At 61.0% G+C, this 24,403-nt stretch carries 15 protein-coding genes; 5 read left to right on the plus strand and 10 right to left on the minus strand.

All coding sequences use genetic code 11. From position 1 onward, the window contains the following. Nucleotides 1-2: 2 nt before the first annotated feature. Both treS and ACA072_RS15160 read right to left on the minus strand, forming a co-directional pair. On the minus strand, nucleotides 3-3,344 hold the full coding sequence (treS, locus tag ACA072_RS15155; protein WP_497618643.1) for a maltose alpha-D-glucosyltransferase: 3,342 nt from the start codon (nucleotides 3,342-3,344) through the stop codon (nucleotides 3-5). A gap of 146 nt (nucleotides 3,345-3,490) precedes the next feature. After that, the gene (locus ACA072_RS15160) at nucleotides 3,491-5,485 is read right to left on the minus strand and encodes an alpha-1,4-glucan--maltose-1-phosphate maltosyltransferase (RefSeq protein WP_497618645.1); all 1,995 of its coding nucleotides are present in this window, start codon (nucleotides 5,483-5,485) and stop codon (nucleotides 3,491-3,493) included. Nucleotides 5,486-5,692: 207 nt separating this feature from the next. Between ACA072_RS15160 and ACA072_RS15165 the strand changes: the two genes are divergently transcribed. Further along, entirely contained in the window at nucleotides 5,693-5,860 is a 168-nt protein-coding gene (locus ACA072_RS15165; protein ID WP_185066878.1) for a hypothetical protein, read from the plus strand. A 3-nt stretch (nucleotides 5,861-5,863) separates the two neighbouring features. On the opposite strand, the gene ACA072_RS15170 is transcribed toward ACA072_RS15165, so the two are convergent. Further along, nucleotides 5,864-6,376: an MgtC/SapB family protein gene (locus ACA072_RS15170; RefSeq protein ID WP_497618647.1), complete on the minus strand. Its 513-nt coding sequence runs from the start codon at nucleotides 6,374-6,376 to the stop codon at nucleotides 5,864-5,866. A 126-nt stretch (nucleotides 6,377-6,502) separates the two neighbouring features. Between ACA072_RS15170 and ACA072_RS15175 the strand changes: the two genes are divergently transcribed. The 3 genes from ACA072_RS15175 to mapR all read left to right on the plus strand — a co-directional run bounded on the left by ACA072_RS15175 (nucleotide 6,503) and on the right by mapR (nucleotide 9,855). After that, nucleotides 6,503-6,736, plus strand: a complete 234-nt coding sequence (locus tag ACA072_RS15175; protein WP_131061903.1) for a DUF3203 family protein — start codon at nucleotides 6,503-6,505, stop codon at nucleotides 6,734-6,736. 196 nt (nucleotides 6,737-6,932) lie between these two features. Then, entirely contained in the window at nucleotides 6,933-8,360 is a 1,428-nt protein-coding gene (gene ccoG / locus ACA072_RS15180; protein WP_497618649.1) for a cytochrome c oxidase accessory protein CcoG, read from the plus strand. Between the two features lie 85 nt (nucleotides 8,361-8,445). After that, nucleotides 8,446-9,855 carry a GntR family transcriptional regulator MpaR gene (gene mapR / locus ACA072_RS15185; protein ID WP_131061905.1) on the plus strand — a complete coding sequence of 470 codons (1,410 nt, stop codon included), beginning with the start codon at nucleotides 8,446-8,448 and terminating at the stop codon, nucleotides 9,853-9,855. Between the two features lie 124 nt (nucleotides 9,856-9,979). Here mapR and ACA072_RS15190 read toward each other — a convergent pair whose 3' ends face one another. The 7 genes from ACA072_RS15190 to tpx all read right to left on the minus strand — a co-directional run bounded on the left by ACA072_RS15190 (nucleotide 9,980) and on the right by tpx (nucleotide 23,360). After that, complete coding sequence (locus ACA072_RS15190; protein WP_497328323.1) at nucleotides 9,980-10,726, minus strand: SDR family oxidoreductase; 747 nt, start codon at nucleotides 10,724-10,726, stop codon at nucleotides 9,980-9,982. Nucleotides 10,727-10,961: 235 nt separating this feature from the next. Further along, complete coding sequence (locus ACA072_RS15195; RefSeq protein WP_497618652.1) at nucleotides 10,962-13,100, minus strand: putative bifunctional diguanylate cyclase/phosphodiesterase; 2,139 nt, start codon at nucleotides 13,098-13,100, stop codon at nucleotides 10,962-10,964. Nucleotides 13,101-13,415: 315 nt separating this feature from the next. After that, complete coding sequence (locus ACA072_RS15200) at nucleotides 13,416-14,897, minus strand: efflux transporter outer membrane subunit (RefSeq protein ID WP_497618654.1); 1,482 nt, start codon at nucleotides 14,895-14,897, stop codon at nucleotides 13,416-13,418. Next, nucleotides 14,894-18,001, minus strand: coding sequence for an efflux RND transporter permease subunit (locus ACA072_RS15205; RefSeq protein WP_497618656.1), 3,108 nt, complete (start codon nucleotides 17,999-18,001; stop codon nucleotides 14,894-14,896). Before ACA072_RS15205 ends, ACA072_RS15200 begins: the two co-directional genes overlap by 4 nt. Next, complete coding sequence (locus ACA072_RS15210) at nucleotides 17,998-21,102, minus strand: MdtB/MuxB family multidrug efflux RND transporter permease subunit (protein WP_497618658.1); 3,105 nt, start codon at nucleotides 21,100-21,102, stop codon at nucleotides 17,998-18,000. Before ACA072_RS15210 ends, ACA072_RS15205 begins: the two co-directional genes overlap by 4 nt. Then, a complete protein-coding gene (locus ACA072_RS15215; protein WP_497618660.1) occupies nucleotides 21,099-22,415 on the minus strand; it encodes an MdtA/MuxA family multidrug efflux RND transporter periplasmic adaptor subunit in 1,317 nt (438 codons plus the stop codon). The genes ACA072_RS15210 and ACA072_RS15215 overlap by 4 nt, the downstream gene beginning before the upstream one ends. Before the next feature lie 444 nt (nucleotides 22,416-22,859). Next, nucleotides 22,860-23,360, minus strand: a complete 501-nt coding sequence (tpx, locus tag ACA072_RS15220; protein WP_010459910.1) for a thiol peroxidase — start codon at nucleotides 23,358-23,360, stop codon at nucleotides 22,860-22,862. Nucleotides 23,361-23,676: 316 nt separating this feature from the next. On the opposite strand from tpx, the gene ACA072_RS15225 reads away from it, so the two are divergent. After that, the gene (locus tag ACA072_RS15225) at nucleotides 23,677-24,102 is read left to right on the plus strand and encodes a YciI family protein (protein ID WP_497618662.1); all 426 of its coding nucleotides are present in this window, start codon (nucleotides 23,677-23,679) and stop codon (nucleotides 24,100-24,102) included. Nucleotides 24,103-24,403: the final 301 nt, after the last annotated feature.

The raw sequence follows: 24,403 nt of genomic DNA on the forward strand, positions 1-24,403 counted from the left end.
AACTACTCTCCACCAAGATCGGAAAAGGGTTTAAGCCCACTCAATAATCCAAACAAACCATGCAATGGAACCGGCAGCCACGTGGGGCGATTTTCAGCCTCGTAAGCCACCTCATACGCCGCCTTCTCCAGCCCGAACAACGCCAGCGCGGCGTCCTCGCCTTCCGGATCTTGCCACGCATGAGCAAGACTAGCTGCCGCCAGCCGATAAGCGTCGACAAATGCCTGTTTTGCTTCATTCAAATAACGGTCGGCGACCCGTTGCCGTGCCGCTCGGGCCTCGGCGGTGTTGTCGACGTTGTGCACGTTGATCGCCATCGCCGCGGCGTAATCGAAGGAGCGCAGTACGCCACTAACGTCTTTGTACGGGCTGTGCTTGCCGCGTCGCTCGCTCAACGGCCGCGCCGGTTCCCCCTCGAAGTCGATCAGGTAAGCGTCACCCTTGATCACCAGCACCTGACCCAGGTGCAAGTCGCCATGGACGCGAATGCGCAAACCACCGACGGCTTTTTTGCCCAGGTCCTGGACGTGGCTGAGGATGGCTTTTTTGTTGTCCAGTAAACGAGTGACCAGCGCTTTGTCCGCCGGGTTCAGTTCGCTTTGATGTTGCTTGAGCAGCTTCAGCGAGTGCTCCAGCTGCGCCGCAACGTCCTTGGCCGAGGCCAGGGCCTCTTTCTGTGTAGTGACCTTCGGCGCGAAGTCCGGGTCATCGGTCGGAGCCGCCAGCACCTGGTGCATTTCACCCAGTCGCTGGCCGAGCATGCCGGCGAAGTCCTTCAGTTCACCCAGGGCGTTGTAGTGTTGCTCCTGCTCGGACATGGCGTCAGCCAGTTCGTCGCGCAGTGCCCGTTCGAGGTTGTTCTGGGTCCATTCCCAGGCATCGCCCTGATTGCTCAAATAGCCTTGGGCGATCATCAACAGATTGTCTTCGCCCTGGGCATCGCGGCGAACCACCGAACCCAGCAGCGGCGAAATATTGCTGAAACCGGCGTTGGTCAAATACGCGCTCATTTCCAGTTCCGGGTGCACGCCCGACGCAACCTTGCGGATCAACTTCAGCACCAGACTGCTGCCGATCACCACCGAGCTGTTGGATTGCTCGGCGGACAGGTAGCGCACTTCCGATTCTGCGTTCAGGCCCAGTTTGGCCAGTTCGTCGGTCGGTTCGAAACGAATCTCGCCACCGTCCGAAGGCAATACAGTGTTTTCCTGCATGCCGAGCAGCACCGCACGGATAAAGTTTTCCAGGCTGAACGCATCGGTGATCAAACCCACCTGCGGGCCACGTCGCACCCTGGACAATGCCAGTTGCTGCGGCAGCGCCGGGCCGACCTGATCATCGGCAATGAAGCCGAACGGCAGCTGGTAACGGCTGGTCTGGCCGCCGCTGGTGACTTCGATTTCACTCAGCAGCACCGGATGCTGCGCATCACCGAAGCGCACGCCGTAGGCCAGGTTGACCTTCTCTATGGCCGCGTCCTTGCCGGCGAACCAGCGGCGGTTTTGCAGCCAGTTCGGCAGGATGCCCTGCTCCAGCGTGCCGCGTGACGGCGCTTCGAGCAGCTCTTCCATGCGTTTTTTCAACACCAGGGTGGTGAAGTCCGGCAGGCTTTGCGCCGGTTCTACGTGCCAGCTAGGCATTTGATTCTCCGCAGCGAGTCCGAACCAATAAAACCCGTAAGGCGCCAGCGTCAGGAGGAAATTCAACTGGCCGATCGGCGGAAAGGCGTTACCGCCGAGCATCTCCACCGGCACCATGCCGACGTAAGCGGACAAGTCCAGTTCCGCCGCTTGCGCACTGCGCGATACGTTGGCGACACACAGGATGGTTTCGTATTTGCCATCCGGCCCGGTGTATTCACGGGTGTACGCCAGAATCCGTCGATTGCTCGGCGAGAGCATTTTCAGCGTGCCGCGACCGAAAGCCTTGGACTGCTTGCGCACGGCGAGCATGCGTCGGGTCCAGTTCAGCAGTGAGTGTGGGTCGCCGGCCTGGGTCTCGACGTTGACCGACAGGTAACCGTATTGGGGGTCCATGATCGGCGGCAGCACCAGGCTCGCCGGGTCGGCGCGGGAGAAGCCGCCGTTGCGGTCGATCGACCACTGCATGGGCGTACGCACGCCGTCGCGGTCGCCGAGGTAGATGTTGTCGCCCATGCCAATTTCATCGCCGTAATACATCGTCGGCGTACCGGGCATCGACAGCAGCAGGCTGTTGAGCAGTTCTACGCGACGACGATCACGCTCCATCAACGGCGCCAGACGGCGACGAATACCCAGGTTGATCCGCGCCCGACGGTCGGCCGCGTAGTAATTCCACAGGTAATCGCGTTCCTTGTCGGTGACCATTTCCAGGGTCAACTCATCGTGGTTGCGCAGGAAAATTGCCCACTGACAGTTGGCCGGGATCTCCGGGGTCTGACGCAAGATGTCGGTGATCGGGAAGCGATCCTCCTGGGCCAGCGCCATGTACATGCGTGGCATCAACGGGAAGTGGAAGGCCATGTGGCATTCGTCGCCGTTGAGGCCTTTCTTGTCGGTGTCACCGAAGTACAGCTGGGTGTCTTCCGGCCATTGATTGGCCTCGGCCAGCAGCATGCGGTCCGGGTAATTGGCGTCGATCTCGGCACGGATCTGCTTGAGGACGTCGTGGGTCTCGGGCAGGTTTTCGTTGTTGGTGCCATCGCGCTCGATCAGGTACGGAATCGCGTCGAGCCGCAGGCCGTCGATGCCCATGTCAAGCCAGTAGCGCATCACCGACAGCACTGCTTTCATGACTTGCGGGTTGTCGAAGTTCAGGTCCGGCTGGTGCGAATAGAAACGGTGCCAGAAGTACTGGCCGGCGACCGGGTCCCAGGTCCAGTTGGACTTCTCGGTGTCGAGAAAAATGATGCGGGTGCCGTCGTATTTGTGGTCGTCATCGGACCAGACGTAGAAGTCCCGCGCCGCCGAACCCGGTTTGGCTTTACGCGCACGCTGGAACCAGGCGTGCTGGTCGGAGGTGTGGTTGATGACCAGCTCGGTGATCACCCGCAGGCCGCGTTTGTGGGCCTCGGAGATGAAACGCTTGGCGTCGGCCATGGTGCCGTAGTCGGGGTGCACGCCACGGTACTCGGCAATGTCGTAGCCATCGTCGCGTCGTGGCGACGGGTAGAACGGCAAGAGCCAGATGGTGTTGACGCCCAAGTCGGCAATGTAATCGAGTTTGGCGATAAGGCCGGGAAAGTCGCCGATCCCGTCATTGTTGGAGTCGAAAAAAGACTTAACGTGTACTTGGTAGATCACCGCATCCTTGTACCAGAGCGGGTCCTTGATGAAGGTGGCTGCCTTGGGTTTCTTCGCCATTTGAAACTCCTGTTGATGATCGTTCCCACGCTCTGCGTGGGAATGCCTCTACGGACGCTCCGCGTTCGGCTCTGGATGGGACGCGGAGCGTCCCGGGAGGCATTCCCACGCGGACGGTTCGACGCCTCGACGTGGGAACGATTGTGCTAGGCGGTGATGCGCCAGATGCCGAACGGTTGATGCGCCGGGTCGATCCGCATGAACTGGTACTTGCCGTGCCAGGTCCAGCGATGGCCACTCATCAGGTCTTCGCCCTGGGTGCTGGCGTCGTCGGGCAAGCCCATTTCCCACAGCGGCAATTCGAAGTTCGCTTCCTGGACGTTATGCGGATCAAGGCTGACGGCCACCAGAATGAAGTTGCTGCCATCCGCGCTGCGCTTGCCGAAATACAGGATGTTGTCATTCCAGGCGTTGTAGACCGTCAAGCCCAGGTGCGTGTGCAACGCCGGGTTTTGTCGGCGGATGCGGTTGAGCTGGGCGATCTCGGCGATGATGTTGCCCGGCGCGTTGAAGTCCCGCGGGCGAATCTCGTACTTCTCGGAATTGAGGTATTCCTCCTTGCCCGGCACCGGCGCGGCTTCACAGAGTTCGAAGCCCGAATACATGCCCCACAGACCGGAGCCCATGGTCGCCAACGCGGCGCGGATCAGAAAACCGGCGCGCCCGGACTCATGCAGAAACGCTGGGTTGATATCCGGCGTATTGACGAAGAAATTCGGCCGGTAGCATTCTCGCCACGGCGATTCGTTCAATTCGGTGAAATAGGTCGCCAGTTCCGTCTTGGTATTGCGCCAGGTGAAGTAGGTGTAGCTCTGGGAGTAACCGACCTTGCCCAGCCGGGCCATCATCGCCGGCGTGGTAAAGGCTTCCGCGAGGAACATCACCTCGGGGTAAAGCGCCCGCACATCGGCGATCAGCCATTGCCAGAACGGCAGCGGCTTGGTGTGCGGATTGTCGACGCGAAAGATCTTCACGCCCTCTTCGACCCAACCGACCACGATGTCGCGCAGCTCGACCCACAAACTGGGGATCGCGTCGCTGGCATAGAAATCGAGGTTGACGATGTCCTGGTATTTTTTCGGCGGGTTCTCGGCGTATTTGATCGTGCCGTCCGGGCGCCAGTTGAACCAGCCCGGATGCTGTTTGAGCCACGGGTGATCCTGAGAGCACTGGATCGCGAAATCGAGGGCAATTTCCAGCCCGTGATCGGCCGCGGCTGCCACCAATCGGCGGAAGTCTTCGCGGGTGCCGAGTTCGGAATGAATCGCCTCGTGCCCGCCTTCCTCGCTGCCGATGGCATACGGGCTGCCCGGATCGTCGGGGCCGGCGGTCAATGAATTGTTCGGACCTTTGCGGTAGCTGCGACCGATCGGGTGAATCGGCGGGAAATACAGCACGTCGAAACCCATGTCCTGGATCATCGCCAGTCGCGAGTGCACGTCGTTAAACGTGCCGTGACGGGCCGGATCGTCGGTGATCGAGCGCGGAAACAGCTCATACCAACTGGCGAACTGCGCCAACTCCCGCTCGACGTCCAGCGGGAACTCGGGACTGAGACTCAGATAAGCGCGGTGATCGGCCTGGGCCATCAGGTCGGCGCTACGTTGGTGCAGAAACAGCGCGACCTGCTCGGTTTCGAGCAGACCGGACAATTCATGGTGTAACGCCGCCAGTTCTTCGCTCAACGGCCCTTCGGAGCGTTCGGCTGCCTGCTGGACCTGATTGCGCCCTTCCTGCAATTCCAGGCTGACGGGCACTCCTGCGATGTTCTTTTTCTCAATCTCATAACAGAAGCTGGCGAACTGATCGATCCAGGCCTCGATACAAAAGACGTAGCGACCCTGCTCCTCAACACGGAACTGGCCCTGCCAGCCGTTGTTGCCAAGGTCAGTCATGACCTCGCGTTGCCAGGCTTCGTCGCCGTCGGCACGCCAGCGTATGCGCACGGCCAGTTTGTCGTGACCGTCGGCAAATACTTTGGCGGTTACCACCACGTCCTGACCCACCACGGCTTTGGCAGCAAACTGCCCGCCATCGAGGGTCGGCATGATGTTTTCGATCGCGATGCGCGGCAACAGTAGAGCCTGCGACAGCGGCATATGAGGGTTGTAGTTCAACTCAGTCGGTCTTTCAGCAGTCATCGAGCATCTCTCCTTAACGCCCCATGGACGCTCTTGTGTCTGGTCGTCGTTCACGCAGAACCATCGGTCCCGAAATGAACTCACTTAGGTTCCGAGCGACAAGCGCGGGGAAAAGTTCACGCCCATTTGCCGGGGAATCAAATCCCTTGCGCGACGGTCAACTCACTTAAGCACGACTTACGCCATGTGCCACTGGAGGCTTCAACGATGAGTATTCCTATCCCGGCCGAAACACCCGATCCGAACATCGACAACCCGACCATCCCGCCGACCGAGCCGGAACCTGTGCCCGAGCAAGAGCCGCCCGGCACCACGCCGCCACCCAGAGAAGACCCACCGGACACGATGCCGCCGGTGATCGTTTCGCCCGAGTGATGACTACGGCCGCTCCTGCTCGTCTTTATCCTTGTCGAGCAGTTGCACGATCTTCGGCATCACGCTGAAGATCGCCAACGCCAGCAACGTACTGAACACCGCCGTCGCCTCGCGGCCCAGTCCGGCCGAGACACCGATGGCGGCAGTCATCCACAACCCGGCGGCTGTGGTCAGGCCTTTTACGTGGCCTTCATCGCCTTCCTGGTTTTTCAGGATGGTGCCGGCGCCGAGAAAGCCGATCCCGGCGATCACGCCTTGCACCACCCGGCTCATGGCATCGGCCTGGGAGCCGGACATCTGCGGCACCAGGACAAACAGCGCCGCGCCCAGCGCGACCAGCATGTGAGTACGAACCCCGGCCGCCTTGCCCTTTTGCTCACGCTCGAATCCGAGAATGCCGCCCAATATGGCTGCGATCAGCAATCTCACGGTTATACGCGTCAGTTGTGACGCATCGCCGATGTCGGCGAACTCCGCTTGCAGCGTTACCCAAACCTCATGCCACCAGGCGTCCATGGTGCAATCCTTGTGATTGATTGTTATTGGAAGGATGGACCGCGCCGACCATTAATCGGTTGCACAGAACGATGACCGTCGGATGCGCCCTAACAGTTTAGAACCCGCAAAAAAAAGGACACCTCCATGACTGTGCGCATCGAAAACCAGACCTGCTTTTTCCTCACCGAGAACGGCGAAGAAATTCGCCTGTGCCCCGATGTCACGATCATCACTGACTCGGAAAAAGCCATGTCGGCGGTTGAGCTCAATGGCCAGCGCGTCTACATCACCGAAGCAGAAGCCGACGCATTGACCGTAGCAGGCGCAGTGGACGGTCGCCGGCATTTGAAGGCCACCGACAGTGATTCGGTGATTTGACTGACCCGGATCAACAACCCCCGCAGGCGCCTGATATAGGCGTCTGCGTCCCGCTGTGACGGGGTGCATCAAGTTGTCGCAGGCAGCGGATCAACCGCCATCTGATCCGCTTTTTATTGCAATACCTGAGTCTGTTATGCAAACAGTTCGCTGGTCATAGTGCTCATGCCTGATGGAGGCTGATGAGCGAAAGACCATGAGCGAAAGAATCCCCGTCCGAACCCTAGAACCTGCCTCATTTATAAAAAACGAGCCTTTGCGTCCAAAGATAAAGGCCAAGTCCAGCGACAACCTGATTCACACCCGCAGCTTCACCGGCCTGTTCCGCACCTTGCGTCTTAGCGGTGCGGGCGTTCTGTTCTTGCTGTTTTTCGGCACCGTGTGGCTGAACTGGGGCGACCGTCAGGCGGTGCTCTGGGACCTATCCGAGAGCAAATTCCACATCTTTGGCGCGACCTTCTGGCCCCAGGATTTCATCCTGCTCTCGGCACTGCTGATCATTGCCGCGTTCGGCCTGTTCGCGATCACCGTGTTCGCCGGTCGCGTCTGGTGCGGTTACACCTGCCCGCAGAGTTCCTGGACCTGGATCTTCATGTGGTGCGAGAAGATCACCGAAGGTGAACGCAACCAGCGCATCAAACTGCAAGCCGCACCATGGGGGCTGAACAAATTGATCCGCCGCTCGGCCAAGCACACCCTGTGGCTGGCCATCAGCCTGCTCACCGGGCTGACGTTCGTTGGCTACTTCACACCGATCCGGCCCTTGGCCGAAGAGCTGCTGACCCTGCAAATGGGTGGTGTCAGTCTGTTCTGGGTGCTGTTTTTTACGGGTGCGACGTACATCAACGCCGGTTGGCTACGTGAAGCGGTGTGCATGCACATGTGCCCGTATGCGCGGTTCCAGAGCGTGATGTTCGACAAGGACACTCTGACCATTTCCTACGACGTGGCTCGCGGTGAAAACCGTGGCCCGCGCAAACGTGAGGTCAAACCGGCCGAGGTGGGTCTGGGGGACTGCATCGATTGTCAGGTGTGCGTGCAGGTCTGCCCGACCGGGATCGACATTCGCGACGGCTTGCAGATGGAGTGCATCGGCTGCGCGGCGTGTATCGATGCCTGCGATTCGATCATGGACAAAATGGGCTACGCCCGTGGCCTGATCAGCTATACCTCGGAGCATGAGCTGCAAGGTGGCAAGACTCATCTGCTACGGCCGCGGCTGATCGGTTATACGGCGGTGCTGCTGGTGATGATCGGTGCCCTCGCCCTCGCCCTGGTCGAACGGCCGATGGTGTCGCTGGACGTGAGCAAGGACCGTGGCCTGTTCCGCGAGAACAGCCAGGGGCAGATCGAAAACATCTACAGCCTGAAGGTCATCAACAAGACTCAGCTGCGTCAGGATTACCAATTGAGTCTGGTAGATGGCGAAGGCTTCCAGCTGCAAGGCAAGACCGAACTGAGCCTGGCGCCGGGCGAGATTGTCGATGTGCCGGTGTCGGTGGCCATGCTGGCGGACCGGCCGAGTAGCAGCTCGCAGACGATCAGTTTCAAGATTGTCGACAGTGACGAGCCGGACATCTATAGCGTGGCCAAAAGCCGGTTTGTTGCGCCGATGAACCGTTGATCCCTTAGACTGCGGTGCCCTGTGGCGAGGGGGCTTGCCCCCTCGCCACAACAGCTAATTGAACCCATTCGATTGCGGGACTTAGATGAAACGCTACGAAAAATTCGCCGACGACATCGCTGAACTGATCCGCTCCGGCGTTCTCGGCCCCGGCCAGCGCGTGCCGTCGGTGCGCTACGCCAGCCAGACCTACGGGGTCAGCCCGTCCACCGTGTTCCAGGCCTATTACTTGCTCGAACGCCGTGGCCTGATCCGCGCCCGGCCGCGCTCCGGCTACTTCGTCAACGCACACGCGCCGAGCCCGTTCTCGGAGCCGGTGATCAGCAGCCAGGTCAACGAATCCACTGAAGTCGACGTCAGCGAACTGGTGTTCTCGGTCCTCGACTCGATCAAGGACCCGACCACCGTACCGTTCGGCTCGGCCTTTCCCAGCCCGACCCTGTTCCCGCTGCAGCGCCTGTCCCGCTCCCTGGCCAGTGCCGCCCGGGACATGGATCCGCGCATGGTCGTCACCGACATGTCGCCGGGCAACCCGCAACTGCGACGCCAGATTGCCCTGCGCTACATGGTCGGCGGCCTGATGCTGCCGATGGAAGAACTGCTGATCACCAACGGCGCGCTGGAAGCCTTGAACCTGTGCCTGCAAGCGGTCACCGAGCCCGGCGACCTGGTGGCCATTGAGGCGCCGGCGTTCTATGCCTGCCTGCAAATCCTGGAGCGGCTGAAGCTCAAGGCCGTCGAGATCCCGGTGCACCCGCGTGACGGAATCGATCTGGGCGTGCTCGCGCAAACCCTGGAACGCCACCCGATCAAGGCCTGCTGGTGCATGACCAGTTTCCAGAACCCGATGGGCGCGACCATGCCCGAGGCCAAGAAACAGGAGCTGGTCGAGTTATTGCGCAGTCATCAGGTGCCGCTGATCGAGGACGATGTCTACGCCGAACTCTATTACGGCCAACAGGCACCGAAACCGGCCAAGGCCTTTGATACCGAAGGGCTGGTGATGCATTGCGGTTCCTTCGCCAAGAGCCTAGCCCCCGGCTACCGCATCGGTTGGGTGGCCGCCGGGCGCTACGCGCAGAAGATCGAACGCCTGAAACTCATGACCTCACTGTGCGCCTCGATGCCGGCCCAGGCCGCCATCGCCGACTACCTGCAACACGGCGGCTACGACCGGCACCTGCGCAAACTGCGCTACGCCCTGGAAGAACAGCAAAGCGCCATGCTCGCCGCCATCGCTCGCTACTTCCCGGCGCAGACGCGCGTCAGTCAACCGGCCGGCGGCTATTTTTTGTGGCTGGAATTGCCACCGCAGATGGATTCGCTGAAGTTGTTTCAGATGGCATTGGCGCAAGGCATCAGCATCGCGCCGGGGCCGATCTTTTCACCGACGCAGCGGTTCAGGAATTGTATTCGGTTGAATTATGGGAGCCCGTGGACCGAGGATTCGGAGAAGGCGATGGAGACGTTGGGGCGGATTGTGCGGTCGTTCTGAGAAGTTGATGTCGTCTGAGCTGCCGCCTTCGCGAGCAAGCCCCCTCCCACAGGGGGAACGCGTCCAACTGTGGGAGCGGGCTTGCTCGCGAAGAGGCCGGCCCGGCCAACACACGTCTCAGAGGTTAACGCCCGCCGCCCAGATCAACAAAAGTCCCGGTCGCATAAGAAGCCTTGTCCGACAGCAACCAGATAATCGCCTCCGCCACTTCATCCGGCCGTCCGCCCCGGGCCATCGGAATCGCCGATTCCAGCTTGCTGACCCGATCCGGATCACCGCTCAGCGCATGGAAGTCGGTGTAGATAAACCCTGGTCGCACCGCGTTGACGCGAATCCCCTCGCCCGCCACTTCCTTGGACAGGCCGATGGTGAAGCTGTCCAGCGCGCCTTTCGAGGCGGCGTAATCCACGTACTCATTGGGTGAGCCCAGGCGAGAGGCCACCGAAGATACGTTGACGATGCTGCCGCCCTGCCCGCCATGCTTGGGCGACATGCGCATGATCGCGTGCTTGGCGCAGAGGATCGGTGCCAGCACGTTGGTCTTGAGTGTTTTGAGAATGCGGAATTCGGACATTTCGTCGACGCGGGACTTGTGCCCGACGGTGCCGGCGTTGTTCACCAGCGCCGTGACCCGACCCAGTTCGGTGTCCACCCGGTGGAACAGACTGATCACTTCGTCTTCGATGCTGACGTCAGCACGCACCGCAATGGCTTGAGCGCCCAAAGCGCGAACTTGCGCCAATACGCCATGCGCAGCCGATTCGTCGGATTGATAGTTGATACAGATCCGATAGCCAAGCTCAGCGGCCAACAGCGCGGTTGCCGCGCCGATACCACGGCCGCCGCCGGTGATGACAATGACTTTGTCCATGCTGACTTTCCCCCTTCACGCGTAAGCAGTCGGGGCCAAGAATACCCGCCATTGCGCGGATTTGCATGGACTCACATCAACTGATCCCGCCATTGGGCGTTCGCTGTAGCCGCCTTCCTGGCTGCGAAGCTGCATTCTTCTGTAGCAGCTGTCGAGCCTGCGAGGCTGCGTTCGGCGACGCAGTCGTCGTAAAACATGCGCATGAGGTCTTACTGAAACACCGCGCCGCCTGATTTCACGTCAGCTTCGCTGCCGGACGCAGCCTCGCAGGCTCGACAGCTGCTACAGGCACAACGCCTGTCGCCACTCGCTCCCCACGAACAATGTCCGCCATGAAGCGATCCGCCGGCAGCGGGTGCCCGAGCAGGTAGCCCTGCAATGAATCGCAACCGAGTTTGGTCAGGAAGTCCTGCTGGACACCGGTCTCCACACCTTCGGCGACAATGCGCAAGCCCAACGCCTGGCCGAGGGCGACGATGGCCGAAACGATGGCGGCGTCGTCACTGTCGTGTTCCAGATCGCGGACGAAACCGCGGTCGATCTTCAGTTCGTTGGCCGGCAGGCGCTTGAGGTACATCAAGCTCGAATAGCCGGTACCGAAGTCATCGATGGACAGGTCAACGCCCATTTCCGAGAGTTCCTGAAGCACCGTCATGCTCGCATCGGCATCGCTCATGGCCGTGGTTTCAGTGATTTCCAGGGTCAGGCTATTGGCCGGCAGCTTATGCGTGGCCAGGGCTTTGGAGACGCTCTTGACCAGGCCCGCATGGCAGAACTGCAACGCCGAGAGGTTCACCGCAATGCGCCAGTCGGTGTAGCCGAGCACGTACCACTCGCGCATCTGGCGGCAGGCTTCGTTCAGCACCCATTCACCAATGGGAATGATCAGCCCGGTCCGTTCCGCAAGGTCAATAAACTTGTCCGGCAGCAGCATGCCCTGGGTCGGATGCTCCCAACGCAGCAGCGCCTCGGCACCCACCGGACGACCATTGCTGGCGTCGAACTTGGGCTGGTAGTAGAGACTGAACTGCTGTTGTTCGAGGGCGTTGCGCAAATCCTGCAGCAATTGCAGCTGTTTGCGCGCGTTGCTGTTCATCGAGGCGTCGAAAAAGCTGTAGCCGTTTTTCCCGGCGCCCTTGGCGTGGTACATCGCCGCGTCAGCATTCATCAGCAGTTCCTGGGCGGTCTGGCCGTTGCCCGGGTACAGTGCGATGCCGAGGCTGGCGGAAATCTGCAGCTCATGCTCGGCAACGCGGAACGAACTGCCGATCAGCCCGACCTGACGCGCCGCGACGTTCAACGCATCGTTTGGCTCGCTGAGCCGCACCAGCAGCACGAATTCATCGCCGCCGATTCGCGCCAAGGTGTCCTGACTGCGCATGTCCTCGCGCAGGCGCAAACCGACCTCGCGCAACAACTGATCGCCCATGTGGTGGCCGAAGGCGTCGTTGACCGGTTTGAAACCGTCAAGATCAATGAACATCAGCGCAAAGCAACCGCCCTGCTCCTGGACCTTGGACATGGCCTGCTCGATGCGGTCGGCCAGCAACATGCGATTGGGCAAACCGGTCAGGGTGTCGTGCAGGGCCAGTTGGGTCAGTTCGCGATTGGCTTCCGTCAGCGAGCGCGCCAGATCGGCGGTGCGAGCTTCAAGACGCGCATCGAGCACCGAAGTCAGCAACGCGATGCTCAACACCGCGAGCGTGGTGATCAGCACCAGATTGTCGAGACCTTTGCCGTTCAAACCGCTGATGGCGGCGCCGCAGAAACTGCCGTCCGGGAAGCGCGCCGCGGCCATGGCCGTGTAGTGCATGCCGACGATGGCGAGGCCCATGATCACCGCAGCGCCGGCGCGAAGCAGGCCGACATAAGGCGTGTGCTGGCGCAGGCGGAAGGCGATCCATAACGCTGCGCCCGAGGCGCCGACGGCGATGAGCAACGACGCGCCGAACAGCGTCGGGTCGTAATCGATGCCCGGCTGCATGTGCATGGCGGCCATGCCGGTGTAATGCATGGCGCTGATCCCGGCGCCCATGATCAACGCGCCGAACGCCAGTTGCCAGGACGGCAGCCGGGGCTGGCTGACCAGCCACAGCGCAAAGCCGCAGGACAGGATCGCGGTCAGCAGCGAGAGTGCCGTGAGGGTGAAGTCGTAACCCAGGTCGATGGGCAATGTGAACGCGAGCATGCCGATAAAGTGCATCGACCACACACCAACGCCCATGGCGAAGGCGCCGCCCGCCGTCCATAGAAATACGGCACGGCCTTTGGCAGTGGCAATGCGCTCGGTCAGGTCGAGTGCGGTGTAAGAGGCGAGAATCGCTACGCAGAGCGAAATGATAACCAGCGTGGGTGAATAGCTACCGATGAGCATGTGACTTTCTCGCGATCGCCCTACCGTACTGCTTCCGTTCTCGGGAGGGCAAATCGAGCGATTGTACTGAATGCACAAAAGAACGCACTGACAAAAGTAGTCAGATGGCCATCAAACCGATGAAACGCTTGTTTGACACCCCGATGGCAACGCATCCGCTGTAGCAGCTGTCGAGCCTGCGAGGCTGCGTTCGGCGACGCAGTCGTCGTGAAATCAGGCGACGCGGTGTTTCAGGAAGACCGCATGCGCAGGTTTTACGACGACTGCGTCGCCGAACGCAGCCTCGCGGGCTCGACAGCTGCTACAACAGCCGCGCTATTTGTTTTCGCCCACTTGAAGCGCCCCGTCCCAGCCACCGCCCAGTGCCGCAATCAGTTGCACGCTGGCGATCAAGCGGCTCTGCAACAAATTCAACACGCTGCGCTCGTTACTCAATGCAGTCGCCTGGACCACCACCACATCGAGGTACGCAATCACCCCGGCCTTGTACTGGTTTTGCGTCAACCGAAGGGATTCACGCGCGGCATCCAGTGCTTCCTGGCGCACGCCGGCTTCGTCTTCCAGCACTTTGAGCTGCACCAGGTAGTTTTCCACCTCACGGAACCCATCGAGCACGGTCTGGCGGTACTTGGCCACGGTTTCGTCGTAAGCCGCCTCGCTACGATCGACCTCGGCAGAACGCTGGCCGCCATCAAACAGGGTCATGGCCAGTTGCGGTCCCACCGACCAGAAGCGGTTCGGCACACTGATCCAGTTGGCATAGGTGCTGCTGCTATAACCGCCGTTCAGGCTCAGGGTGAAATCCGGATAATACGCAGCCTTGGCCACGCCGATGTTGGCGTTGGCCGCCATCACCGAACGCTCGGCGGAAGCGATGTCCGGGCGACGCTCGAGCAACTGCGAAGGCAGGCTCAGCGGTATTTCGGGCAACGCCGGTATGTTCTTGGATTCGGCCAGGCTGAACTCGGCTGGCGGCAGACCGATCAATACGGCGATGGCGTTCTCGAACTGGGCGCGTTGCCAGATCAGGTCGACCATGTCCGCCTGGGTGCTTTTGAGCTGGGTCTGGGCCTGGGCCACCGCATCCTTGCCGGAGACGCCGGCACGGTACTGGTTTTCGGTCATTTTCAGCGAGCGCTGATAGGCCTCGACGGTCGCTTCCAGCAGGCGTTTCTGTTCGTCGATCACCCGCAGTTGCAGATAGTTCTGCACCAGTTCCGATTGCTGGCTGAGGCGCATCGCCGCCAGGTCGGCAAAACTGGCCTCGGCGTTGGCGGTGTCGGCTTCAAGGCCTCGGCGCAACTTGCCCCAGATGTCCGCTTCCCAACTGACCCCGGCCTGTGCGGTGTAAGTGTCACGAATCCCGCTCGAAGAACTGGTCAGGCTCGAACTGCTGCTGCCGGTGCCCTGGCTGGAGCGGTTTTTCCCGACGGTCAGGTCCACCGTTGGAAAAAACGCGCCCCGGGCGCTGCGCACCAAAGCCTGGGCCTGACGGTACTGGGCTTCGGACTGGGCGACGGTCTGGTTGGAGCTGTTGAGTTTTTCGATCAGGCCATTGAGTTGCTGATCGCCATACAACTCCCACCAGGCGCCACGGGCCAGGGAATCACTCGGGCTGGCCTGACGCCAGCCGGCCGCTTCCTTGTATTGCATCGGCGCGGCGGCTGGCGGACGCTGGTAGTCCGGGCCGACAGCGCACGCGCTGAGCATCGCCACGCACAGCGCCAGGCTCAGCAGACGCGAGCCTCGGGCCGCCGCCAACGGCGTGGCCAGATTGATAAGCGAACGGTCAGTCATAGCGGGGTTTCCAGAGCAGCATCGGTACGCACTCCACGCCATTTGTTGAAGCGATGGCGCAGTTTATCGAGATAGAGGTAAACCACCGGGGTGGTGTAAAGGGTCAGCACCTGGCTGAAAATCAGGCCGCCGATGATGGTCAGGCCCAGCGGCTGACGCATTTCCGCCCCTTCGGCGCGGCTCAGCAGCAACGGCAACGCGCCGAGGATGGCTGCCAGGGTGGTCATCAGAATCGGCCGCAGGCGTTGCAGGCAGGCGCTGCGGATTGACTCCAGCGGTTCGAGGCCCTGATGCCGCTCCAGTTGCAGCGCCAGGTCGATCATCAGAATGGCGTTTTTCTTCACCACCCCGATGAGCAGGAATAACCCGAGCAACGAAATCAGGCTGAACTCGCCGCCCAGTGCATAGATCGACAGCAACGCACCGACCCCGGCCGACGGTAGCGTCGAGAGAATGGTCAGCGGATGGATGTAGCTTTCATACAGCACACCCAGCACCAGATACACCGCCACCAGCGCCCCGAGAATCATCCATGGCTGGCTCTTCTGGGTGGCGGCGAAGGCATCGGCGGTGCCGGCCATTTTCGCAATCACGCTTTCCGGCAGGCCGACCTTGGCGATTGCACGCTCGATCGCCGCCGTGCCCTGCTCTACCGTCACGCCGTCGGCCATGTCGAAGGACAGGCTTTCGGACGCGAACTGACCTTCATGGCTGACGCGGTCGTCTTCCAGACTGTTTTCGTAGTGGGCAATGGTCGACAGCGGAATCCGTGCACCGTCAGCGGTAATCACCTGAACCTGCTTGAGCGTGATCGGGTCCTGGGCGTATTTCGGATTGACCTCCATCACTACCTGATACTGGTTGAGGCTGTCGTAAATTGTCGAAATCTGCCGCTGGCTGTAGGCGTTGTTCAGCACCGAGGTAACCATGTCCATGTCGACCCCCAGGCGCTTGGCCTGATCGCGGTCGACAATCAGGGTCACCTGTTGCGCGCCCCGACCTTCACGGGCATCGATCGCCGTCAGCTCCGGCAACGCTTTCAAAGCGGTGACGACCTTCGGGTACCACTCGCGCAAATCGCCCAGGTCGCCGCTTTGCAGGATGTAGGAATACTGCGACGTGGTCTGTTCGCGGCCGCCACCGAATTGCAGGTCCTGATCCGCCATCAGCATCAATTGCGCGCCAGGGACCTTGGGCATTTCCTTGCGCAGCCGTTCGATGACCTTCTGCGCGGAAATGTTGCGTTCCTTGATCGGTTTCAAGCGCACCAGCATGAAGGCGTTGTTGGTGCCGTTGGTGCCGCCGATGAAACCGGCGACGCTTTGCACCGCGTCGTCCTTGAGCACGGCGCGGCGGAAGATTTCCATTTTCGGCTGCATGACGCTGAACGACAGCCCGTCATCGCCGCGCACAAAACCGATCAGCTGGCCAGTGTCTTGCTGCGGCATAAAGGTCTTAGGAACAACGACATACAACGCGATGTTAACGCCGACTGTCACGATCAGGCTGAGCAATGTCAACCGGCGGTGACGCAACACCCAGTCGAGGCTGGTGGCGTATTTGCCGACCATCCACTCGTTGGCACGCTGACTCCAGCGCTGCAAACGGTTTTCCTGCCCCGGCGTGTGCGGCTTGAGCCAGCGGGCGCAGAGCATCGGCGTCAGCGTCAGCGAGACCACCAGCGACACCACGATGGACGCCGCCAGCGTGATGGAAAACTCGCGGAACAGGCTTTCGACAATTCCGCCCATGAACAGGATCGACAGGAACACCGCCACCAGCGAGACGTTCATCGACAGCAAGGTGAAACCGACTTCCTCAGCCCCCAGATACGCGGCCTTCATCGGCGGCACGCCTTTGTCGATGTGCCGGGATATGTTCTCCAGCACCACGATGGCGTCGTCCACCACCAGCCCGGTCGCCAGGATCAGCGCCATCAGCGACAGGTTGTTGAGAGAGAATCCGTAGAGGTACATCACCGCAAACGTGCCGACCAGCGACACCGGCACCGCCAATGTCGGAATCAGCGAGGCGCGGAAGTTACCGAGAAACAGGAACACCACCAGAATCACCAGCGCCACGGCGATCAGCAGGGTCATCTCCGCTTCGTGCAGCGTGGCCTTGATCACCGGAGAACGGTCCATCGCCAGGTTCAGCTTGACGCTGGCCGGCAGCACCGCCTGCAACGCCGGCAGCTGCGCCTTGATTTCGTTGACCGTCTCGATGATGTTCGCGCCGGCCTGGCGGTTGATCACCAGCAGCACCGCCGCGTCATTGTTGAAGAAGCCGCTGTTGTAGCGGTCCTCGACGCCATCGCTGACCTTGGCCACGTCCCTCAGGCGCAGCGCAGCACCGTCCGCGTAGTGGATGATCAGCGACTCGTAATCCTTGGCTTTTTCCAGCTGATCGTTGGCCTGCACTTGCCACAGCCGCTGGCCGTCTTCGACCGAGCCCTTGGGCCGGCGCACGTTGGCGTTGGCGATGGTGTTGCGCACATCGTCCAGGGCCACGCCGTACTGGTTGAGTGCCTGGGGTTCGAGTTCGATGCGCACCGCCGGCAAGGAGCTGCCGCCGATCTGCACTTCACCCACACCCTGCACCTGGGACAGGCTCTGGGACAGGATCGTCGAGGCCAAGTCGTAGAGCTGGCCTTTTTCCAGTACGTCGGACGTCAGCGACAGCACCATGATCGGCGCCTGGGACGGGTTGACCTTCTTGTAGGTCGGCATGCTGCGCATCCCGCTCGGCAGCAGGTTGCGCGAGGCGTTGATCGCGGCTTGCACTTCCCGGGCCGCGCCGTTGATGTCGCGGTCAAGGTCGAACTGCAAAATCACCCGGGTCGAGCCCTGGCTGGAACGGCTGCTCATGGTGTTGACGCCGGCGATGGCGCCGAAGGAGCGCTCCAGCGGCGTGGCCACGGTCGAGGCCATCACTTCAGGGCTGGCACCGGGCAGGCTGGCCTGGACCACGATCACCGGGAAGTCCATCTGCGGCAACGGCGCCACCGGCAACAGGCCGAAGCTCACACCGCCCAGCAGCATGATCGCCAGGCTGAGCAACATGGTCGCGACCGGGCGCTTGATGAAGGGTCCGGACAAATTCATGGCTGCTCGACCGCTTCCACGGCTTCAGACTTGCGACCCCAGCGCCGACCGAGGCGGTCGAAATACAGATAGATCACCGGCGTGGTGAACAGCGTCAGCACCTGGCTCACCAGCAGACCGCCGACCATCACCAGGCCCAACGGCTGGCGCAATTCCGCGCCGGAACCAGTGGCCAGCATCAACGGCACCGCGCCAAACAATGCCGCCAGCGTGGTCATCAGGATCGGCCGGAAACGCAATAGCGCCGCCTGATAGATCGCTGTTTCCGGGTCCATGCCCTGGTTGCGTTCCGCGTCGAGGGCGAAGTCGATCATCATGATCGCGTTCTTTTTCACGATACCGATCAGCAAAATGATGCCGATGATCGCGATCATTCCAAGATCATTGCCGCTCAACAGCAACGCCAGCAACGCGCCGACCGCTGCCGAGGGCAAGGTCGAGAGAATGGTGATCGGGTGGATGTAGCTCTCGTAGAGCACGCCAAGCACGATGTACATGGTCACCACCGCCGCCAGAATCAGCAGCAAGGTGCTTGACAACGAGGCCTGGAACGCCTCGGCCGCGCCCTGGAACTGAGTCTGCACGCCAATCGGCATGCCGATGTCTTTCTGCACCTGTTCGATGATTTCCACTGCATGCCCCAGCGCCACGCCGGGGGCCAGGTTGAACGACATCATCACCGCCGGGAACTGGCCGATGTGCGTGATCGCCAGTTGCGCTTGGCGTTCCTCCATGTGCGCCAGGCTGGACAGGCGCACTTGCCCGCCGTCGGTGGTCTTGACGTGAATCTGGTTCAGCGCATCCGGGCCGATCTTCTCGCCGGACTGCGATTGCAGCACCACGCGGTACTGGCTGGCCTGGGTGTAAATGGTGGAAATCTGCCGCTGACCGAAGGCGTCGTACAGCGCATCGGTGATGTTCGACACCGACACACCGACCCGCGACGCCGCATCGCGGTCGATCACCAGATAAACCTGCAAGCCCTTGTCCTGCAAGTCGCTGGCAACGTCGGTCAACTCCGGCCGTTGCGCCAGTGCATCTACCAGCCGACCGCTCCACAGGCTGAGCAACTCGGAATCCGGCGACGACATGCTGAACTGGTATTGCGTGCGGCTGACGCGGTCTTCGATGGTCAGGTCCTGCACCGGCTGCATGAACAGGCGAATACCGACCAGCTTGTCGAGTTCCGGTTGCAGGCGGGCAATCACTTCGGTGGCGCTCAGGTCACGGTTGCTGTGGGACTTGAGGTTGATCAGCAGGCGGCCGCTGTTGAGCGTCGAGTTGTCACCGTCGACGCCAATGTAGGACGACAGGCTTTCCACCGCCGGGTCAGCCAGGATCACCTTGGCCAGTTCCTGCTGACGCTCACTCATTGCGGCAAAGGAAATCGACTGCGGCGCCTCGGAAATGCCCTGGATCACCCCGGTGTCTTGCACCGGGAAAAAGCCCTTGGGCACGACCATGTACAGGAACACCGTTAGCGCCAACGTGCCGATTGCCACCAGCAATGTCAGCGGTTGATGCTTGAGAACCCACTTTAACTTGCGCCCGTAAGCCGCGATCATCCAATCAATTGTTGCGCCGCTGGCGCGATAGAACCGGCCCTGTTCTTCTTCCCTGGGTTCACGCTTGAGCAACCGCGCGCACATCATCGGCGTCAGGGTAAGGGACACGATCAGGGAAATCAGGATCGCCACGGCCAGGGTGATGGCGAATTCGCGGAATAGCCGCCCCACCACATCGGCCATGAACAGCAGCGGAATCAGTACTGCGATCAGCGACAGAGTCAGCGAAATCAAGGTGAAACCGATCTGCTTGGCGCCCTTGAGCGCGGCATTCAGGGGACTGTCCCCTTCTTCGATATAGCGGGAAATGTTCTCCAGCATCACGATTGCATCGTCCACCACGAAACCGGTGGCGATGGTCAGGGCCATCAGGGTCAGGTTATTGACCGAGAACCCGGCGAGGTACATCACGCCGAAGGTGCCGATCAGCGACAGCGGCACGGCCACCGACGGTATGATCGTGGCGCTGGCCCGACGCAGGAACAGGAACGTCACCATCACGACCAGGGCGATGGCGATCAGCAATTCGTGTTGCACGTCGGTGACCGAGGCGCGGATGGTCTGGGTGCGGTCGGTGAGGACCGTGACGTCGAGGCCGGCCGGCAGGTTGTCGGTGATGCTCGGCAGCAAGGCCTTGATCCGGTCGACCACTTCAATGACGTTGGCACCAGGCTGACGCTGAATATTCAACAGCACTGCCTGGTTTTCATTGGCCCAGGCCGCCAGGCGTTCGTTTTCCGCGCCGTCGACAATCTCCGCCACATCCTTCAGCCGCAATGGCGCGCCGTTGGCGTAGGCCAGGATCAGGTTGGCGTAGTCCTTGGGCGAGGTCAGTTGATCGTTGGCATCGAGCATCGACACCCGGGTCGGGCCGTCGAAGTTGCCTTTCGGCTGGTTGACGTTGGACGCGCCGATCAGGGTGCGCACGTCCGACAGGTTCAGGCCATTGGCTGCCAAGGCTTCAGGGTTGACCTTGATCCGCACCGCCTGACGCTGGCCGCCAGCGATGCTGACCATGCCGACGCCACTGATCTGGGCGATTTTCTGCGCCATGCGCGTGTCGACCAAGTCATTGAGCTTGGGCAACAGCATGGTTTTGGAGGTGATGGCCAGGGTCAGCACCGGGGTGTCCGCCGGGTTGACCTTGTTGTACACCGGCGGCGCCGGCAGGTCCTTGGGCAGCAGATTGGTCGCGGCGTTGATCGCGGCCTGCACCTGCTGCTCGGCAACGTCCATGTTGATGTCGAGGCTGAACCGCAGGGTCAGCACCGAGGCGCCGCCGGAGCTGGTCGACGCCATCTGGGTCAGGCCGGGCATCTGCCCGAACTGACGCTCCAGCGGCGCGGTCACGGCGCTGGTCATGACATCCGGGCTGGCGCCGGGATACAGCGTCATGACGCGAATGGTCGGGTAATCCACCTGAGGCAACGCCGACACCGGCAGCAGCCGATAGGCGATCACGCCGGCCAGGATAATGGCCAGCATGCTCAGCGTGGTGGCGACCGGGCGAAGGATGAACAGCCGCGAGATGTTCATGCGCCGCCCTTTTTCGCCTTGTCGGTAGTCGCCGGCTCAGTCAAGCTGGCCGCCGATTTGCCTTGCAGGTGGCCGGTCGGGGTGGTCGGTACGTCCTTGGTGTCGTTGACCACTTCCACTTCGCTGCCTTCCTTCAGGCGGTCGGTGCCTTCGAGGACCACGCGGTCTCCGGGGGCCAGGCCTTCAATGATTACGGTGTTTTCACCGTCACTGGCGCCGACTTTCAATTGGCGAATCGCGACTTTCTTGTCGCCGTCCAGGGCATAGACGAAGGTGCCGTTGGTGCCGAACTGAATCGCCGCCGAAGGTGCGAGCACCACGTCTTTCAAGGTGTCAGCCAGCAAGTGGACGTTGACGAACTGATTGGGGAACAGCGCCTGATCACGGTTCTCGTAGCGCGCCTTGAATTTCAGGGTGCCGGTGGTCACGTCGATCTGGTTGTCCAGGCTCTGCAACACGCCGGTGGCCTGCAACTTGGTGTCGCCACGGTCCCAGGCTTCGGCCGGCAGTTTGGCGCCGGTGCGATAGCGGGCCAGTACGACGTCGAGGCTGTTTTCCGGCAAGGTGAAGGCGACGCTGATCGGTTGGGTCTGGGTGATGATCGCCAGCGCCGTGGTGTCGTTGGCGGCCACCAGGTTGCCGACATCCAGCTGTCGCAGGCCCACACGTCCGGCAATCGGCGCGCGGATCCTGGTGAATTCGAGATTGAGCTTGGCGTCGTTGACCGCCGCCTGGTTGGTCTTGACCGTGCCCAGGTACTGACCGACCAGTGCTTCGGCGGTGTCCAGGGTTTGCTTGGCGATGCTGTCTTCCTTGAACAGGCCACGATAACGCTCCACGTCGACCTGAGCGTTTTTCAGTTGTGCCTGATTCTGCAGCAGCGTGCCTTCGGCCTGGAGCAAGGCGTTCTGGTAAGGACGCGGGTCGATTTCAGCCAGCAGGTCGCCAGCCTTGACCATCTGCCCTTCTTCGAAGGAGATTTTCATCAATTCGCCGCCAACCCGGCTGCGCACATTGATGGTGTTCAGCGCAGTAACGGTGCCCAGCGCCTTGTAGTACAGCGGGAAATCCCCCTTGACCGCCGGCGCCACGCGCACCGGGATCGGTCCGGTTGCCCCGCCGAAGCCCGGACGCATCCCTCCCGACTTGCCGGTGTGGCCGGCCACGGCTTTCGGCGCAGCGCCGTCCTTTTGGGCAGTGCCGGCGGGCCAGAATTTCCAGCACAGGCCAGCGATGACCAACAGGACAAGCAGGCCGAGGAGCCAGCGGCGAGGATTACGGGAAGCGGAGGATTGCATGGAATGATCAACCATTGGGCGCGTGAGCTTCTTTCTACAGGAGGCTGAACGATAAGCACTGGTGGGTATTAAGCAAAGCGCCTTTACCGGCAATTTACCTTCGGCTTACGTAACAGGAGGTTTGTCTAAGACACTGAAGCACAAATGAAAACGGCCTGGACAGAGGGGGCGTTCTCAGTTAATTACCCCGCCGCGCCGGGTCTGCTGTTGTGCAGGGCAAGGCGCGAGAAGCGTGGTTTGGTCATTCCAAATAAGCTTCGAGCAACGCAGCCCTGCACAACAGCAGGCCCGGCCCTTCGGGTTGTGCCTTAAAGCGGGCCAGCCTGCGTTGCAGGCCTTGGAAAGGGAACAACCATTCCCAGCGGCCTGCGCCTTGCCTGGCCCGCTTTAAGGCGACAACGCGGCGGGGAAATTAACTGAGAACGCCCCCTCAGGCCGTTAACAATTGTAAAACCGAGCTTATTTCAGAACAGCAAGTGCTGCTTCGTAGTTCGGTTCTTCAGCAATTTCCTTGACCAGTTCGCTGTGCAGAACGTTGTCGTTCTCGTCCAGTACCACGACGGCACGGGCGGTCAGGCCTTTGAGTGGGCCGTCAGCAATGGCCACACCGTAGTTCTCGATGAACTCGGCACCGCGCAGGGTCGACAGGTTTTGCACGTTTTCCAGACCTTCGGCGCCGCAGAAGCGGGCTTGAGCGAACGGCAGGTCAGCGGAGATGCACAGCACAACAGTGTTGGCGATGTCGTTGGCCTGGGCGTTGAACTTGCGTACCGAAGTGGCGCACGTCGGGGTGTCGACGCTTGGGAAGATGTTCAGCACTTTGCGCTTGCCGGCGAAGTTCGCCAGGGTCACGTCGGACAGATTGCCGGCAACCAGGGAAAAGGCTGGCGCCTTGGAACCGGCTTGTGGCAGTTGGCCGTTGACTTGAACCGGGGAGCCTTTAAGAGTGACTTGAGCCATGAACGGAGTCCTTCTGACGTTGTTGTGGAGAATTTTGAAGAGGCCGAAGTTAACCACGAAATGGTCCGACGACCTATCCCCTGTACAAAACTTGTATACAACCCAAATCCCTGTGGGAGCGGGTTCAGGCCGGCAACTGCAGCCTATGCGGTGCCGCGCCTCGAACATCCGGCGCATATTCGCACGGCGGTTCAGCGTACCGCCCTCTCCAGCCTACACACGGTGTTCATGACGAAAGGCAGCCATCGCCTGTCGATTCAGGACACGGTTATTCGACTACACAGTGAATCACCCACCCTCCAGCGGAGATAAGACCATGCGATTCATGATCATTGTAAAAGCCAGCCAGGAATCCGAGGCCGGCGTGATGCCCAGCGAAGAACTGATGGCTGCGATGGGCAATTACAACGAGGAACTGACCAGGGCCGGCATCCTCATTGACTGCGACGGCCTGCACCCGAGCAGCAAAGGCGCACGGGTGCGTTTCTCGGGCGAAAAACGCACAGTCATCGACGGCCCGTTCGCCGAAACCAAGGAGCTGATCGCCGGTTTCTGGCTGTGGGAAGTGAAGTCGAAAGAGGAAGCGATCGAATGGGTCAAACGCTGTCCCAATCCGATGCCGGGCACCGAAGCTGAGATCGAGATCCGCCCGATCTACAGCGCGGAAGATTTCGCGGCGCTGTTGACTCCGGAACTGCGTGAGCAGGAAGAGCGGCTGCGCGAGCAGATGAAAAAGCGCTGAACATTTCAGCTACGTAACCGTCCGGAACCACCGCATTATCGTTCTTCGCGGGCAAGTCAGATCGCCGCACCGCTCGCTCCTACAGGAATGAGGCGTGTCCGCGAAGGCATTTCTGCCGGACTGCACCCAAACCCCTGATTCGTATTAACTTTCCAGTACACAAAGAAACACCGAAAACTTGTACAAAAGTCCAAGGATCCCCCCTTCCGACTGGCGAACCCGACGTTAGCTGCTAACTTCAACTGACGTGTCCTACAGGCTTGATAGGAAAGAGCTTACGCAGTAACGGCCGTCAAGTGCC

Source organism: Pseudomonas sp. LBUM1656, assembly GCF_059716065.1.